The 15,502-nt window shown below is 62.1% G+C and carries 15 protein-coding genes; 6 read left to right on the forward strand and 9 right to left on the reverse strand.

Annotated features, from left to right (window positions below; genetic code table 11):
* Window positions 1-388 precede the first annotated feature (388 nt).
* Genes CLV89_RS09195 through moaA form a run of 3 tightly spaced genes read right to left on the reverse strand, consistent with a single transcriptional unit; the run spans window position 389 to window position 3,778 of the window.
* Window positions 389-1,447, reverse strand: coding sequence for a glycosyltransferase family 4 protein (locus CLV89_RS09195; protein WP_106163355.1), 1,059 nt, complete (start codon window positions 1,445-1,447; stop codon window positions 389-391).
* On the reverse strand, window positions 1,434-2,759 hold the full coding sequence (locus tag CLV89_RS09200; RefSeq protein ID WP_106163356.1) for a 3-deoxy-D-manno-octulosonic acid transferase: 1,326 nt from the start codon (window positions 2,757-2,759) through the stop codon (window positions 1,434-1,436). Before CLV89_RS09200 ends, CLV89_RS09195 begins: the two co-directional genes overlap by 14 nt.
* An 11-nt stretch (window positions 2,760-2,770) precedes the next feature.
* Window positions 2,771-3,778, reverse strand: coding sequence for a GTP 3',8-cyclase MoaA (gene moaA / locus CLV89_RS09205; RefSeq protein ID WP_106163357.1), 1,008 nt, complete (start codon window positions 3,776-3,778; stop codon window positions 2,771-2,773).
* Between the two features lie 104 nt (window positions 3,779-3,882).
* On the opposite strand from moaA, the gene CLV89_RS09210 reads away from it, so the two are divergent.
* Window positions 3,883-4,488, forward strand: coding sequence for a hypothetical protein (locus tag CLV89_RS09210; RefSeq protein WP_106163358.1), 606 nt, complete (start codon window positions 3,883-3,885; stop codon window positions 4,486-4,488).
* Window positions 4,489-4,516: 28 nt separating this feature from the next.
* On the opposite strand, the gene CLV89_RS09215 is transcribed toward CLV89_RS09210, so the two are convergent.
* The 3 genes from CLV89_RS09215 to glmU are packed head-to-tail and all read right to left on the reverse strand — an operon-like array spanning window position 4,517 to window position 8,354.
* The gene (locus tag CLV89_RS09215) at window positions 4,517-5,194 is read right to left on the reverse strand and encodes a DNA alkylation repair protein (protein WP_106163359.1); all 678 of its coding nucleotides are present in this window, start codon (window positions 5,192-5,194) and stop codon (window positions 4,517-4,519) included.
* A complete protein-coding gene (gene glmS, locus CLV89_RS09220) occupies window positions 5,191-6,999 on the reverse strand; it encodes a glutamine--fructose-6-phosphate transaminase (isomerizing) (protein WP_106163360.1) in 1,809 nt (602 codons plus the stop codon). Before glmS ends, CLV89_RS09215 begins: the two co-directional genes overlap by 4 nt.
* Window positions 7,000-7,004: 5 nt before the next feature.
* Complete coding sequence (gene glmU, locus CLV89_RS09225) at window positions 7,005-8,354, reverse strand: bifunctional UDP-N-acetylglucosamine diphosphorylase/glucosamine-1-phosphate N-acetyltransferase GlmU (protein ID WP_106163361.1); 1,350 nt, start codon at window positions 8,352-8,354, stop codon at window positions 7,005-7,007.
* Between the two features lie 133 nt (window positions 8,355-8,487).
* On the opposite strand from glmU, the gene CLV89_RS09230 reads away from it, so the two are divergent.
* A complete protein-coding gene (locus CLV89_RS09230; RefSeq protein ID WP_106163362.1) occupies window positions 8,488-9,165 on the forward strand; it encodes an HAD-IA family hydrolase in 678 nt (225 codons plus the stop codon).
* Between the two features lie 19 nt (window positions 9,166-9,184).
* Here CLV89_RS09230 and CLV89_RS09235 read toward each other — a convergent pair whose 3' ends face one another.
* Window positions 9,185-9,646, reverse strand: coding sequence for a hypothetical protein (locus CLV89_RS09235; RefSeq protein WP_106163363.1), 462 nt, complete (start codon window positions 9,644-9,646; stop codon window positions 9,185-9,187).
* Window positions 9,647-10,065: 419 nt separating this feature from the next.
* On the opposite strand from CLV89_RS09235, the gene CLV89_RS09240 reads away from it, so the two are divergent.
* Window positions 10,066-11,271: a DegT/DnrJ/EryC1/StrS family aminotransferase gene (locus tag CLV89_RS09240; protein ID WP_106163364.1), complete on the forward strand. Its 1,206-nt coding sequence runs from the start codon at window positions 10,066-10,068 to the stop codon at window positions 11,269-11,271.
* 12 nt (window positions 11,272-11,283) lie between these two features.
* Here the strand turns inward: CLV89_RS09240 and CLV89_RS09245 are convergent, their stop codons facing one another.
* Complete coding sequence (locus CLV89_RS09245) at window positions 11,284-12,375, reverse strand: Hint domain-containing protein (RefSeq protein ID WP_106163365.1); 1,092 nt, start codon at window positions 12,373-12,375, stop codon at window positions 11,284-11,286.
* Window positions 12,376-12,583: 208 nt separating this feature from the next.
* Here CLV89_RS09245 and CLV89_RS09250 point away from each other — a divergent pair, with 208 nt between their 5' ends.
* From CLV89_RS09250 to CLV89_RS09260, 3 genes are read left to right on the forward strand one after another with little or no spacing between them, the layout of a single operon-like run.
* The gene (locus CLV89_RS09250; RefSeq protein ID WP_106163366.1) at window positions 12,584-13,747 is read left to right on the forward strand and encodes an isovaleryl-CoA dehydrogenase; all 1,164 of its coding nucleotides are present in this window, start codon (window positions 12,584-12,586) and stop codon (window positions 13,745-13,747) included.
* Complete coding sequence (locus tag CLV89_RS09255; RefSeq protein ID WP_106163367.1) at window positions 13,744-14,205, forward strand: hypothetical protein; 462 nt, start codon at window positions 13,744-13,746, stop codon at window positions 14,203-14,205. The genes CLV89_RS09250 and CLV89_RS09255 overlap by 4 nt, the downstream gene beginning before the upstream one ends.
* Window positions 14,206-14,212: 7 nt before the next feature.
* Entirely contained in the window at window positions 14,213-14,641 is a 429-nt protein-coding gene (locus CLV89_RS09260; RefSeq protein ID WP_243394975.1) for a hypothetical protein, read from the forward strand.
* A gap of 124 nt (window positions 14,642-14,765) precedes the next feature.
* Here the strand turns inward: CLV89_RS09260 and CLV89_RS09265 are convergent, their stop codons facing one another.
* Window positions 14,766-15,368, reverse strand: a complete 603-nt coding sequence (locus tag CLV89_RS09265; protein WP_106163369.1) for an OmpW/AlkL family protein — start codon at window positions 15,366-15,368, stop codon at window positions 14,766-14,768.
* Between the last annotated feature and the right edge of the window lie 134 nt (window positions 15,369-15,502).

The raw sequence follows: 15,502 nt of genomic DNA on the forward strand, positions 1-15,502 counted from the left end.
GCTCGTGGCGAAAACCAATCCGAAACAGTAAGTTAGAGGACAGAGATTTCTGAGTTGGTTTGGCTATTCTGACCGCAGCCTCGGAATGAAAAGCCTGCGGCCCGGGCCTGTCGATGGCGTCGCGTCACACCGCTGTGTGACCGAACAGAGCTTATAAGATGAGATTGGACGTCAGGCGGCGCATGCGCGCATCGCAAAAGGGCGGGCCGCGTGCTGCGTTGCGCCGCACAGGACGCGCCCTTGGGCGAAAGGTGATGACCTGCTCGAGGGCATGGAATGATCCCCTTCCGCGCCGGTGCGGAGATCAGCAGAACTCTCGCGCACCATGTAAAATCACGGCGGGTCCTGCGCGGGGCAGGCACTCCGCTCTGGTCATAGCTGTGTAAAGCTATTGCTGTAGCAACGCGCGATAGATGGAAATGAGCGTCTCGGCTTCGCGTTCCAGCGTGAAATGCGCGGCGACACGCTGACGCGATGCGGCCGCCCATTGTTCCAGACGTCCATCCGTTGTCAGAACCGCGTCGATGGCCTCTACCATCTGCGCGGTATCCCCGGCTTCAATCAGCTTGCCGGTCTCGTCCTGTGCTATCAGCTCTTCAAAGGCGCCGACCCGGGTTGCGACCACGGGCACAGCGCAGGACATCGCCTCCAGTGGCGTGAGGCCGAACCCTTCCCAGCGTTGCGGAGCGACATAGAGGTCAAGTGCCTGATACCATTGCGCAACCTCCCAGACGGGCACTTCCGGCGGGAATAGAAGCCGGTCTTGCATCCTGGCAGCAGCCACGCGCGCGCGCAACTCGCGCTCAAAATCGGCGTGTTTCTCAGTGGCGCGTCCCATGACCACACCGACAGATTTGGGATGGCTCTTCAGGATTTCGAGCATCGCATCGACAAAGACATCCGTGCCCTTCTGCGCCCGAATACGGCCGTAACAGCCGATCAAAATGGCGTCTTCCGGCAGGCCGAGGCTGCGCCGTAGTGCGGCCTTGTCAGCGGCGGGGGCAAAGTCGCGCATGTTGATGCCGTGATGGACGACCTGTGCCGGGACCTCCAGATAGGCGGCGCCCTTGGCTGAGGTGGCAATGACCTGATCCATTTTGGAAATCAGCCATTTGGTATAGCCACTGTGCTTGCGCTGCGACGCTGAGGTAAAGAGCAGCTTTAGCTTTTTGCCCAGCAGCTTCTTGAGGAGCAGCCCGCCCAGCATCTCGACGTTGCGCCGGGCATGCCAGACGCGCGCGCCGTGCGGGCCCTTGCGCGGCATGGTCAGAAGCTGGGTTGCCGACAGATGCGGCAGCTCCGCGGGCAGGCCGCTGCCTGCAGTGGCGATTGCGATCTCTTGCGCCTGAAGGGGAACAAGCCTCACGATGGTGGATGTCACACCCGACAGGCGGCGCTTGAAATTGGGTGCAATGACCTCGACCGACTTTGCATCAACCTGCGTCATCAGGTTCTCCTGTTCGAGGCGGCAGCAGCTCAACAAGCGCCGTCACGGTTTGATCCATTTGGTCCGATTGGCGCGCAAGGAACCCGCGCGCCCGGTCGCGCGCCGTGTCTAGGGCATGCGGTTCGTCGAGCCAAGTCCGCACCGCCGTCGCCAGCGTTTCGGCGCTGGTGACTTCTTTTGCGGCGCCGATCCCGATCAGCTCGGCAAAGGATTCGGCAAAGTTATACGCACCCGGCCCGGTGAGGACCGCGCCGCCCGCCTGCATCACCTCAAACGGGTTGTGACCGCCGATCTCGCGCAGCGAGCCGCCCAGAAAAACCAGCGGGCATAGCGTGTACCAGATGCCCACCTCGCCCAATGTGTCGGCCAGATAGACCTGCGTGGAGGTGCGGGGCAGGGCATCGCGGCTGCGTCGGATCGAGGTCAGGCCAGCCTCGGCAATCATTGCCTCCAGCTGATCGCCGCGGTTCGGGTGGCGCGGGGCCAGCAACAGCAGCAGGTCGGGATGCTGCGCGAGCAATGCCTTATGCGCCGCCAGCACGGTTTCTTCTTCGCCTTCGTGGGTGGAGGAGGCCACCCAGACGGGCCGTGCGCCTATGGCCTCTTGCACCTGCGCCAAGGTGTTCTGATCCACTGGCAACGGGTCGGAGAGCGCCTTGAGATTGCTGCCTTCCTTCAGGCGGGCGGGATCAGCGCCCATGGCCCGCAGGTTGACAGCGGTCTTCGCATTCTGCGTTAGCATCAGCGTGAACTGATCGAGCAAGAACTGCGCTGTGGCGTGACGTTTGGTCCAATTGGCGACAGACTTCGGCGACAGACGTGCGTTGAGCAACACCAGTGGCACATCAGCGGCGCGGGCGCGCACCAGCATCTGCGGCCAGAGCTCGCTTTCGACAAAGATGCCGAGGTCAGGTCGCCAATGATCCAGAAACCGCGAAACAGCCGCGCCGGTATCCAGCGGCGGAAACTGGTGGCGGGTGCGCGGTGGCAGTCGTTTGGCGATCAGATCGGCGGAGGTCGGCGTGCCGGAGGTGATCAGAAACTCCAGATCCGGCGCGGCCTCGCCCAGGCGGTGGATCAGGGTCAGCACCGACAGGCTCTCTCCGACCGAGGCGGCGTGAAACCACACCAGTCGGCCAGTAGGGCGTGGCAGCGTCGCATGGCCAAGCCGTTCGCGCACGCGCGGCTCTGCCACACCATGCTGACGCAGCTTTCCAGCCACCTTCGACCAGACAAACGGGGCCAGAAGGGTGCTGGCGCCACGGTAGAGGTGATAAAGCAGAGTGGGCCGCACCTGCGATGTGTCGGACATCAGATTGTGCCTTACCCGCCGGTATGGCTCATGTGGCGGGTCATCTGACCATCCACGGTTTGGCGGGAATAGTCGAAGTCATGGCCCTTGGGCTTGAGGTTGATGGCGGCGCGGATGGCCTCTTCCAGCGGGGCTTCTGTGTCGGGGTGGTCGCGTAGTGGGCCGCGCAGGTCGGCCATGTCCTCCTGACCGAGGCACATGTACAATTCGCCGGTACAGGTCAGCCTTACCCGGTTGCAGCTTTCGCAGAAATTATGGCTGAGCGGGGTGATGAAGCCGATCTGCTGGCCGGTTTCCTCCAGCCGCACATAGCGGGCCGGGCCACCGGTGCGTTCGGCCAGATCGGTGACCTGATAGCCACCCTCATAGGCCTTGCGCACATCCTTCAGCGACCAATATTGGCCGATGCGGTTCTCATTTCCGATATCGCCCATCGGCATCACTTCGATCCAGGTGAGGTCGATGCCGCGCTCGGCGCACCACTCGGTCATGCTGAACAGCTCGTCCTCGTTGAACCCCTTGAGGGCGACCGCGTTGATCTTGACCCGGAGGCCCGCAGCCTGCGCCGCGTCGATGCCGCGCAGCACCTGCGACAGGCGGCCCCAGCGGGTCACTTCGGCAAATTTGGTCTCATCCAGCGTGTCCAGCGAGACATTGACCCGCCGCACCCCGGCGTCAAAAAGCGCCTGCGCGTGTTTCTCCAGCTGCGAGCCATTGGTGGTCAGCGTGAGCTCCTTCAGCGCGCCGCTGTCCAGGTGCCGTGTCATTGACCGGAAGAAGGTCATGATATCCCGGCGCACCAGCGGCTCGCCGCCGGTGATGCGCAGCTTTTCAACGCCAAGTGAGACGAAGGTGGAACACATGCGGTCCAGCTCTTCCAGCGTCAGAAGCTCTTTCTTGGGCAGAAAGGTCATGTTCTCGGACATGCAGTAGACGCAGCGGAAATCGCAGCGGTCGGTGACCGAGACCCGAAGGTAGGTGATCGCGCGTGCGAAGGGATCAATAAGTGGTGCTGTCATACGAACATAGGTAAGGCGGGAAAACGCTCAGGACAATAGCGCCCTGCTCTCGAATGGTGCCATTCTGTCTGGCATCCTTGTCACGGGGCGGTTAGGGTCGCGCCATGACTCGACGTGCGCTCAAATATCTTACCCTGGCCGCTCTGGCCGCCGGCGGTGTGTCCGCGTGTAACGCCCTAGGGGGCGTGCACCTGAATTCTCAAGTGATGCAAGGGCTTGGCTCCGGTGTGCAGATGGAGCCGATGACCCCGGTTTCGCCAGATGCTCCGCCTGCGGTTGAGACCGAAGCGCTGTCCTCGTCGAGCGGGAAATCCTGGTCGTCGCCCGCCGCGCGTCAAGACGCTCAGAGTGTTGCGCCTGCTCAGCAGGTCGCGCCGCAAACGCAGGTGGCAGCGGTCAGCCAGCCTGCCGCGCCGGCCCGAAGCAACGTACCGGCGCCTGTGGTTGCTTCGGCGCAGTCTTTTGTCGGCCAGAAGACCACCATCGCAGGTTTGGGAGATCCCGGCCGTGACGGTTTGTGGATGGAAACACCGCTGGTCTCTGCGCGTCGCAATGCACGGGTGACGGCTCCAAACGGCAAGTCGGTCGTGGTAACGCTGGAGCCGATCTCGGGTAGCGCGGGGCAGGGCAGCAGATTGTCTATCGACGGCATGCGTGCATTGGGCTTGCCACTCACCGAACTGGTGGAAGTGCGCGTCGGACCGGCCTGAGGCGGGTCCGATACCTCAGATCAGACCCTCATGTCAGGTATTTTGCCGCTTCCTTGCGGGCAAAGGCTTTCATGTCGTCACCATGGGTGTCGAGAAAGGCGCGCGTGCGGGCCGCATCGTGCTTTGACAGGTCCCTCAGCCACCAGCCGATAGATTTCTGGATGAACCAGTTGCGGTCCGGCACATATCCTGCCGCCCATGCCAGAACACGTTCGCGCGCCACCAGATCTGCGGGCTTCGGGTTTGCAAGCTTGGCCCATGGCAAGGTGCAGACCAGCGCCGCACGGCGCGTCCACATATGATCAGATGATGTCCAGCCTTCGACAACGTCCAGACGCTCCGGGTCGGCTTGCAGGCGTTTCGAGATCGCTGACGCGGCCTGATCCGCGATCGCCCAACTGTCGAACTCCGGCACCCAGCTTTGCAGCAGCGCCCAGACGGGCCCATCGGCGGCGATGCGGGCCTGTGTCAGCAGCTTGGCCGCGGTGATGCGTGCCTCGAAAATATCGCTCGCCCAAAGGGCAGAGGCAAGGTCGACCCGCTCGTCGAGGGTCATCCCCTGTCGCCATTCCCGCGACAGGGTGTTCAGGATCTCATTGCCGACGCCCAGCACCTCGCGGCTCTGTTTATGGTAGGCAACCATCTGCGCAGCGCGCCCCGGTTCGATTTCGGCCCGCAGCGCGGCAAGCGCGGCCTCCGGCGTCATTCGACTGTCACGGATTTGGCGAGGTTGCGCGGCTGGTCCACGTCGGTGCCCTTCGCGATGGCGGTGAAATAGGCGATTTGCTGTGCCGGAATCGCATAAAGGATCGGGGCCAGCGTATCAGGAACCTTGGGAAGCGTGATCACGTCCGCGGTGCCATCAGCCGCTTCGCGCGCGCCGTCTGCATCGGTGATCAGCACGACACGTCCACCACGGGCCATGACCTCCTGCATGTTGGAGATTGTCTTTTCAAACAGGGCATCCTTCGGAGCCATGACGATGACCGGCACGCTTTCGTCGATCAGCGCGATCGGGCCGTGCTTCAGCTCGCCCGAGGCATAGCCCTCGGCATGAATGTAGCTGAGTTCCTTGAGTTTTAGTGCGCCTTCCAGCGCCAGCGGATAGAGTGCGCCGCGGCCCAGGAAGATTATGTCGCGTGCATTGGCCAAATCGCGGCATGCTGCAGCAATCTGCGCTTCGGAGGCGAGCGACTGGTGGATCAGGCCGGGCAGGGCGTGCAGGTCGTCGGGCATGCCTTCGGGCAGCGGAAGCCCCTTCGCCTTGGCGGCCTTGATCGCCAGCAGCAGCAAGACGGTAAGCTGGCAGGTAAACGCCTTGGTGGACGCCACGGAGATTTCCGGGCCTGCGTGGATCGGCAGAACCACATCACTCTCGCGGGCGATGGAGCTTTCGGGAACATTCACCAGTCCGGCGATCACATCGGCCTTGTCGCGCATGTAGCGCAGGGCTGCCAGCGTGTCGGCTGTCTCGCCAGACTGGCTGACAAACAGCGCCAGTGTGCCCGGGCTGACGGGCGGCTCGCGGTAGCGGAACTCTGATGCGACATCCACCTCGACCGGCAGGCGCGCGATGGTTTCGAACCAGTATTTTGCAACCATGCAGGCATAGTATGCCGTACCACAGGCGACCAGCGAGAGGCGTTCGATCTGCGTGAAGTCCAGCCCGTCGGGCAGGGTGATCGCGTCGTTCTCATCCAGATAGGCCTTCAGGGCGGTGTCCACCGCGACGGGCTGCTCGGCGATTTCCTTGGCCATGAAATGCTTGTGGCCATCCTTGTCGACGCGGGTGTTTTCCAGCTTGATCTGGCGCATCTCGCGGTTGGCGAGGTTGCCTTTCGCATCGGTGATTTCAAGGCTTTGGCGTGTCAGAACGGCAAAGTCGCCTTCTTCCAGATAGGTGATCTGATCGGTCATCGGGGCCAGGGCAATGGCATCTGAGCCGACGTACATTTCGCCGTCGCCGTGCCCGATTGCCAGGGGCGACCCTTTGCGCGCCGCGACAAGCAGGTCCTCCTCGCCGTCAAACAGGAACGCGAGCGCGAAGGCGCCATCGAGCCGGGCGACCGTCTTGCGCGCGGCCTCGACAGGAGAAGATCCGTCGCGCATGTTGAATTCACACAGCAAGGCCACGGTTTCGGTATCGGTCTCGGTGACAAAGGTAATGCCGTGGCTTGCCAGTTCGGCGCGCAGCTCCTTGAAGTTCTCGATGATGCCGTTGTGAACCACGGCGACCTGACCTGCGCGATGCGGGTGGGCGTTGGTGACCGTGGGGGCGCCATGCGTGGCCCACCGCGTGTGACCGATGCCGGATTTACCGGGCAGGGGCTCGTGCACAAGCGTGTCCGACAAGTTGACGAGCTTGCCCACTGCGCGGCGTCGGTCCAGGTGACCGTTATGCAACGTGGCGATGCCGGCGCTGTCATATCCGCGATACTCCAGCCGCTTCAACGCTTCGACCAAAATGGGCGATACCTCGTGGGTGCCCAGAACTCCGATAATACCACACATACGCGTTATCCTTTAACCTTCGCGGCCTTCTTTGCGCGCAGCATGTCCATCAGCTTGCGGGCGCGGCCCGGTTTGTTTGTTTGTACGGCACGCGCGATCGCAAGATCGCCGTCCTCGACATTCTTGGTGATCACCGTGCCGGTTGCTGTCATCGCGTCGTCACCCACCTTGACCGGGGCCACGAGGCAGGTGTTGGAGCCGATAAAGGCGCGCGCGCCGATCTCGGTGCGGTGCTTCATGACGCCGTCGTAGTTGCAGGTGATGGTGCCCGCGCCGATGTTGGTTGCCTCGCCAACCGAGGCATCACCGATGTAGCTCAGGTGGTTGACCTTCGCGCCTGCGGCGATTTCTGCATTCTTGATTTCGACGAAATTACCGACATGCGTGTCCTCGGCAAGCTCAGCGCCTGGACGCAGGCGGGCATAGGGACCGACCTTGGCGCCGCGCGACACATGACAGCCCTCGAGGTGCGAAAATGCCCGGATCAGGGCGCCGCTCTCGACGGTGACACCGGGGCCGAAGACCACGTTGGGCTCGATCACCGTGTCGCGGCCGACGATGGTGTCGAAGGCGAGGTACACCGTCTCTGGCGCCATCAGTGTGACGCCGAGGTCCAACAGCTCCGCCCGTGCGCGCGACTGAAATACGGCATCTGCCGTTGCCAGATCGTTGCGTGAATTGACCCCCAGCGTTTCGTCCTCGGGGCAGGAGACTGCAGTGACAGCCAGCCCCTCGTCGCGGGCAAGCTCCACCAGATCGGTCAGATAATATTCGCCGGAGGCATTGTCGTTGCCGACCTTGTCCAGAAGTCGGAACATCACGTCGGCGTCACAGGCCATCAGGCCAGAATTACAAAAGGTGATCGCGCGTTCAGCGTCAGTCGCGTCCTTGTATTCGACAATCTTTTCAAGGCTGTCACCGTCCATCACCAGGCGACCATAGCGGGCGGGGTCTGCCGCCTCAAAGCCAAGGATCACCAGGTCGGCGCGGCTACGGGCCGAGACCATGCGTTCGAGCGTGTCCTGTGACACAAACGGTGTATCGCCATAAAGCACGACCACGTCGCCCACGAAGCCCTGCAGCGCCTCGCGCGCCTGCTGGACCGCATGCCCGGTGCCAAGCTGTTCTTCCTGCAAGACCACCTGCGCCGTCTCGTCAATCTCTGCCACGGCGGCACGGACCAGCTCGGCCTCGTGACCTGCCACCACCACATTGCGCTCCGGGTCAAGCGCGCGCCCGGCGGCCATCGCATGTTCCAACATGGAGGCGTGGGCGATCGGGTGCAGGACCTTCGGCAGGTCGGAGTTCATCCTAGTGCCTTTGCCCGCGGCAAGAATGATGAGGGCGGTGCTCATAAAGCGATTTCCCTTTGAATTTTAGGTGCCCCCGTTCTATCCGCTAAGAGAGGATGCGCAAGGTGCGTGACCATAAACTTCAGTTGCGACTTGCAATATGCGACGGCGAAATCGCGCCGAACGGGGGAATTCCATGCGCACAGTGATCTTTGACCTCGACGGCACGCTGGCCGACACTTCGATCGACCTGTTGGCCGCGGCCAATCACTGCTTTCGCGTGATGGGTCTGGGGGATATGCTTTCTCACCCGGATGACGCCAAGATCGCCCTGCGGGGTGGCAAGCGGATGCTGACCGAGGGGCTGACCCGCGCGGGGCAGTTCAAGGAGGCAACGGTTGAGGAATACTACCCGGTTCTTCTGGAGGCCTATCGTGAGGGGATCGACACGCATACGGTGATGTATCCCGGCGCGATGGACGCCGTCGAGGCCTTGAAAACCGCAGGCTACGGCGTCGGCATTTGCACCAACAAACCCGAAGGTCTGGCCGAGCTGTTGATGCAGCGGCTGGGCGTGCGGGATGCGTTTGCCGCCTTGGTCGGTGCTGACACCTTGTCCGTGCGCAAACCCGACCCGGCCCCCCTGTTCGAGGCCGCCCGACGGTCGGGTGGTGCGCCGGAGCATTGCGTGCTGATTGGCGACAGCGATACGGATCGCAATACCTCGGCCAATGCAGGCGTGCCCTCGGTGCTCGTCACCTTTGGACCTGCAGGCCCCGATATGGCGGCGCTGAACCCTGAGGCATTGCTGCACGACTATGCTGACCTGCCAGAGATTGTCGCCGGATTGATCGGCATCAACCCGGCGCGCTGACGGCGCCGACATCTGCGGGTTATTGCATTATGATGTCCGCGCGCTGAAATTCTGCCTCGTCGGTGCTGAGGTCGTCATAGACCAGCCTCACTTTGATCCGCTCTACGGAACCGAGCTCAAATGCGCGATAGGGCTCGCCATCGCCGCTCTTGATCGCGCCCGGAGAGCCGCCCTCGGTATAGCAATCCGGCATCTGCCAGATTTCGTAAGCGGCGTCATTGAGCGCCACTTCCATCTGCGCCAGCCCACAGCGCCACGCCCAGAGATGCGTCACATAGACCAGATCCTGGCCGTTGAATTCACGCACGGAGACCCAGTTTCCCTGAGTGGCGGACAGGACCGGTTTCACCTCGGTTGCGGTCAGGAACTTCCCGGTGATGGTTTGCGGCTCTGCCACCATGCCGGAGGTGTCCTGTGCAAGGGCGCGCGCACCAGCGCCAAGCGCCAGGACAAGCGCGGCTGATCTGAGAATGAAATGCATGTCGTAATGTCCTCTTTCAATGGAATGACCATAGGTTACCACATCTCCTAAGGGCTGTACGATGGCGTGGAAACCTTCAAATCATCAGGGCAGTCGACGTGACGGTTAATGATACGCCCGTCAGTGTTGCCCATGCGGGGGCAAGTGAGCCGTGTTCCAAAACGGCGCGCACCCCGCCTATAATGCCACGCGACAAAAGGGTTTGCGCACCACGCCATGGTGAAAATTCGTTGATTATCCAACCCGGCACCCATGTCGGTGGTGCGATGCCGCGCTGTGTCATGGGAGTGACTTGCCGCGCGTCACTGGTCAATGGACGGCAACACCCTCCCAGTTCCGGCCCTCAACGCTCCGCGCTGCGGCAAAACGATCCGTTTGCAGCTCTTGACCTTGGTGGGGCGGCGGCTCATGACTTTGCCATGACAGAGCATTTTACCGGCAATTTCACCCAGCAAGAGCCCCTCCCGGAGGAGGCCATCACGGCCGCCGTGGAGGTCATGCGTCACGGGCGTATCCACCGCTACAACCTCGCAGGTGCAGAAGCTGGCGAGGTCGCACTGCTGGAGCAAGAGTTTGCCGCGCAGGTGGGGGCGAAATACTGCCTTGCCGTGGCCTCGGGGGGCTACGCGCTGGCCACCGCGTTGCGGGCTGTCGGTGTCGCACATGGTGACAAGGTGCTGACCAATGCCTTCACTCTGGCGCCGGTGCCGGGGGCGATCGCCTCTGTCGGGGCGGAGCCGGTTTACGTAGGCGTGACCGAGGATCTGACCATCGACCTTGCGGATCTGGCGGCCAAGGCGGGGCAGGCGCGGGTGCTGATGCTCAGCCATATGCGCGGGCATCTGTGCGACATGGACAGGCTGCTGGAGATCTGCGACGCCGCCGGCATCATCGTGATCGAGGATTGCGCCCATACCATGGGTGCGGCCTGGAACGGGGTGCCCTCGGGTCGCCACGGCGCGATCGGTTGCTATTCCTGCCAGACCTACAAGCACGTGAATTCTGGCGAAGGCGGCCTGCTGATCACTGACGACGAGGAGGTCGCAGCCCGCGCCATCATGCTGTCGGGGTCTTATATGCTCTATTCCCGGCATCTGGCTGCACCGGGGCCAGAGGCGTTCGAGCGTGTGAAATACGACACCCCCAACATCTCCGGCCGGATGGACAATCTGCGCGCGGCGATTTTGCGCCCGCAGCTGCGGGACCTCGATGCGCAGGTCACACGTTGGAACGAACGGTACCGCATGCTTGAGGCAGGGCTGCGCGACACCCCGGGCCTCACGGTGGTCGAGCGGCCCGAGCAGGAGACCTATGTGGGCTCCTCGATCCAGTTTCTGCTGCTTGATTGGGCCCCTGAGGCGGTGCAAGAGGTGTTGACGCGCTGCGGCGCGCGTGGGGTTGAGTTGAAGTGGTTCGGCGTGCCGGAACCCGTCGCCTTTACCTCGCGGTATGACAGCTGGCGCTATGCCCCCGCGCAAAGCTTGCCGGACAGTGACCGCATCCTTGCGGGCATTATTGATATGCGGGTGCCGCTGACCTTCAGCCTTGAGGACTGCGCATTGATCGCCCGCATCATTCGCGCCGAGGTCAGCGCTATCTGGCAGGCGCAAGGGGCAGACAGCTGATCTGAGGTCACGCTAGACTGCGATCTGCGTGACCGACGGCGGCTCCAGCAGCGCATGTTGGTTTTTCAGCGCCCGCTCAATCAGCCGTTTCTGACGCGCGGTGCGCGGAATGGGCCGGGCAGGGGGCGTCAGAACGCGGCCCATCGCTGCCAGGTCCGGGAACAGATAGGTAATCTCTGCCCGTGCTTCCGGGGTGACTGCAGAAAGCGACCGCTCCGTGACCAGAAAGCTCTCGCTTGGTGCGCCATTGGCATAGACCACCTCATGCGCGTCAAACAGCATGTGAAAATAGGTCACTGGCCCGGCGGCCTCACACAGGCTGACATCCGGATGGTCCAGCAAACGGGCCGCGGCCACAAACACCTCTGCCTCGCCAAACATCCGCTGCGCAATCCGCGAGCGCACCAGCATGCGATGCTGACGTGAGACATAGAGCGGCTGATGCGGCACCCCGTCTCCCAGCGCGCCGCGCCCGATGCGCACCGGGCGCAATTTCGGGTTCTGCGCAACGTGCTGCCGCGACAGTGGACGCCGCCCCGCCCAGCGCAAGGACCGCAGGCCGCGCGCAGTGACGATCCGGTCGCCGGGACGCAGATCCTCAACGGGGCGTTGGCCGTGTTCGGTTGCAATCAGGGTCCCTGCGCAGAAACACACCATCATCTCGATGTTGTCGACAATGGCGCCAAGGCTGTCATCTGGCCCCAGTTCGGTAAAGCGCAGCGTATAGTCGCCTGCCGCAGGAAACGTGATATCCAGCGAGACCTGGTTGAAGCTGTTGGTGGTGGGCAGGACCGACATCGAAGAGACGACATTGCCCGCATCATCAAGGATCTCGACTTCAAATCCCTCTATGCCTGCATTGGCATTGGAGGCCGTGCGCAGCGCCACATCAAAGGTCAGCTGAGTGGTGATTGGACTGTCGACGCTAAAGCTCTGCTGCATCACAGTCGTCTGGCCGCGGTGGCCATCAATCTCCGCCACGCGATTGTTTGATCCGCCTGCGATATAGGACGACTGATTGTACGAGGCTTCGATATCGTTGCCCGTCCAATGCGCCGCACCGGCGTCAAACGTCCCATTCAGGATCAGATTGTGAAGTGGCATCGGCTCTGCCCGCTCTCGTGGTCAATTCATGGTTAATTATCGGCAGTCAATATGTCCCAAATGAGGCGCAGTTTCGGCTTCAAGGCGGGTGTTGGCTGTTTGGGTGCCTTGAGCTGCGCTGAAACATCAGCGTTGACCGATCCGCGGCGCTGTGTCATTTATTGAACAAGTGTTCATTAAATATCGTGACTCGGGAGGAGACGCGCAGATGTTCAACGCAAGCATGACATTCGACCTTGGTGAGGACGTAAACGCGCTGCGCGACATGGTGCATCGCTGGGCGCAGGAACGCGTCAAGCCGATGGCGCAGGAGATCGACCAGACCAATGAGTTCCCCGCCGATCTCTGGAAGGAGATGGGAGAGCTGGGTCTGCTGGGGATTACCGTCGACGAGGAGTTCGGCGGCGCTGGCATGTCCTATCTCGCGCATACTGTCGCGGTAGAGGAAATCGCGCGGGCCTCGGCCTCGGTGTCGCTGTCTTACGGCGCGCACTCAAACCTCTGCGTCAATCAGATCAAGCTGAACGGCAATGCCGAGCAGAAGGCAAAATACCTGCCGCGCCTGGTTTCCGGCGAACATGTCGGTGCGCTGGCTATGTCCGAGGCGGGTGCTGGTTCTGACGTGGTGTCGATGTCCCTGCGTGCTGAAAAACGCAACGACCGCTATGTGCTCAACGGCAACAAGTACTGGATCACCAACGGTCCCGACGCGGACACGCTGGTGGTCTATGCCAAGACCGACCCGGACGCAGGCTCCAAAGGCATGACAGCCTTCCTGATCGAGAAGGAATTCAAGGGGTTTTCGACCTCCAAACATTTCGACAAGCTCGGGATGCGAGGCTCCAATACCGCCGAGCTGGTGTTTGAGGACGTCGAAGTGCCGTTTGAAAACGTGCTGGGCGAGGAAGGCAAGGGCGTGCGCGTCCTGATGTCCGGACTGGATTACGAGCGCGTGGTGCTGGCGGGCATCGGCACCGGCATCATGGCCTCCTGCATGGATGAGATGATGCCCTATATGGCCGAGCGCAAGCAGTTCGGCCAGCCGATCGGGAACTTCCAGCTGATGCAGGGCAAAATCGCCGATATGTACACCGCGATGAACTCCGCGCGCGCCTATGTCTATGAGGTCGCCAAGGCCTGCGACAAGGGCACGGTGACCCGTCAGGATGCGGCGGCCTGCTGTCTCTATGCCTCCGAGGTGGCGATGACGCAGGCGCATCAGGCGGTGCAGGCCTTTGGCGGGGCCGGCTATCTGAGTGACAACCCGGTCGGTCGGATCTTCCGCGATGCCAAGCTGATGGAAATCGGCGCAGGGACTTCTGAAATCCGCCGCATGCTGATCGGCCGCGAACTGATGGAGTCGATGGCGTGAAAGGCTGGTCGGTCTGGATGATGCTGCTGCTGTCGGGGCCAGCGCTGGCCGCGCCGGACACGGTGGCGCTGACCGAGTTCGAAACCTGCGTGGCAGAGACGTTTGTGAGCGAGCAGAACAATCCATTTGCGAAACTTGGTGTTCCGGTAATCTGTGGCGAGCGACATATCCCAATCGAGCAAAGTTGTTCGCTACTGAAGCGGCTGGCCAGCCCGGTAGACTGTCTTGATGCGGATCACGCCTACTGGAAGGGTGAGTTCGAGGCGATATTGACGACCGAAGGAGTAGAAGAGCCTGCCGAACCGTCGCTGTTCCGATCTGGCATTGAACGTTGCGCGGGGACATCTGAGGAGGGCTTTGCACTTCGCGGTTGTGAGGCGGAGGTCTATTGGAGAGCGGTGCTTATCATGTGGGCCATACCAGTGATCGAACAGGTCGTGGCTCAAGGAGGCGATTGATGTCACTTTGCAAGTTCTTCGTGCCGCCGACGGTGCTGACTTGTTGCGATTCGGTGCTGATCGGGCGCGAATCGATGTCGCATATGAGCTGATGCGGATCGCCTACTGGATCCCGGTCGCGCTGCTGGCGTTGATGCTGGCGGGGATCGGGTTCCGCTATGGGCTGATCCGGCAGGGGATTTCCGAGACCGATGTGATCACCCTTTATGCGCAGAAATACCTCGCTGATCATGCGGCTTCGGGCGTGGCCGGCGTTGCGCAAACCAGCGATTGCGCGGCGCGACCCGGGTCTGGGATCTGGACGTGGTTGGTGGTCACCTGCCGTCCCGCAAACACTGTCGGTGGCGGGGGGTATAGCTACAGGATCAACTGGTTAGGTGGTCTTGTTGACGCCAACACGCCGAGGCAGGCGGCTCCTCTGCCGCCCGAGACCTGACAGATGCCGGGTCTCAAAGGCGTCAGGCCGGATGGGATGCCGAATAAAAAAGGCGCCGCACAGAGGCAGCGCCACTTGGACTGAAAAGCCGGGCAGGCAAGGCCGACCCGGCATGTGGAAGGGATCAGAAGCGGTGCACGTAGGAGACACCCACAGTGATCGGATCAATCTCTGCGGTGCCGATGGACGCGCCGTTGAGGCTCGCATCGGTGTCGATGTCCATGTAGCGCACGTTCAGGCGCAGCGATCCGCGCTCGGAGATTTTCCAGTCCGCGCCCACGGTTGCGGCGACACCAAAGCTGTTGTCCAGGTCGAGGGTTCCCAATGCGGTCTCTTCGGAGAAGAACGTGGTGTAGTTCACACCAAGACCCACGAAGGGCGTGATCTTGCCATTGGTGGGAATGTGGTAGACCAGCGACAGGGTCGGCGGCAGGTGTTTGGTGGAGCCGATGTTGGTGCCCCCGAGCGCGATGTCATGCTCAAACGGCGAAGCGGCCAGCAGCTCGATCCCGAGGTTGTCACGGATGAAATACTCCGCCGTGAGCGACAGCTGGGTGTCATTATCCACCGTGGCCGCAGCACCGGCGAGAGTGCCATTGTCGGATTTCGGGTTCACGTTGATGATCCCGACGCCAACGGTCCAGTCGCCCTGCGATTGCGCCATGGCGGGGGCGGCGAAGCTCGACGCGGCAACGCCCAGTGCGAGGGCGGAAACCAGAGTTTTCATGGGGGTAATCCCTTCTTCAATCAGTATGCCGCGACAATGCCATCGCTGGTGCAGGGCGTCTCTGATCCAGATCAAATCGCGCCCGGCTTTCCCCTTGGAAAGACAGAAAAAAATCGCATAACCGCTATGCGCTA

The organism is Tritonibacter scottomollicae (assembly GCF_003003215.1).
Taxonomy (GTDB): Bacteria; Pseudomonadota; Alphaproteobacteria; order Rhodobacterales; family Rhodobacteraceae; genus Epibacterium; species Epibacterium scottomollicae.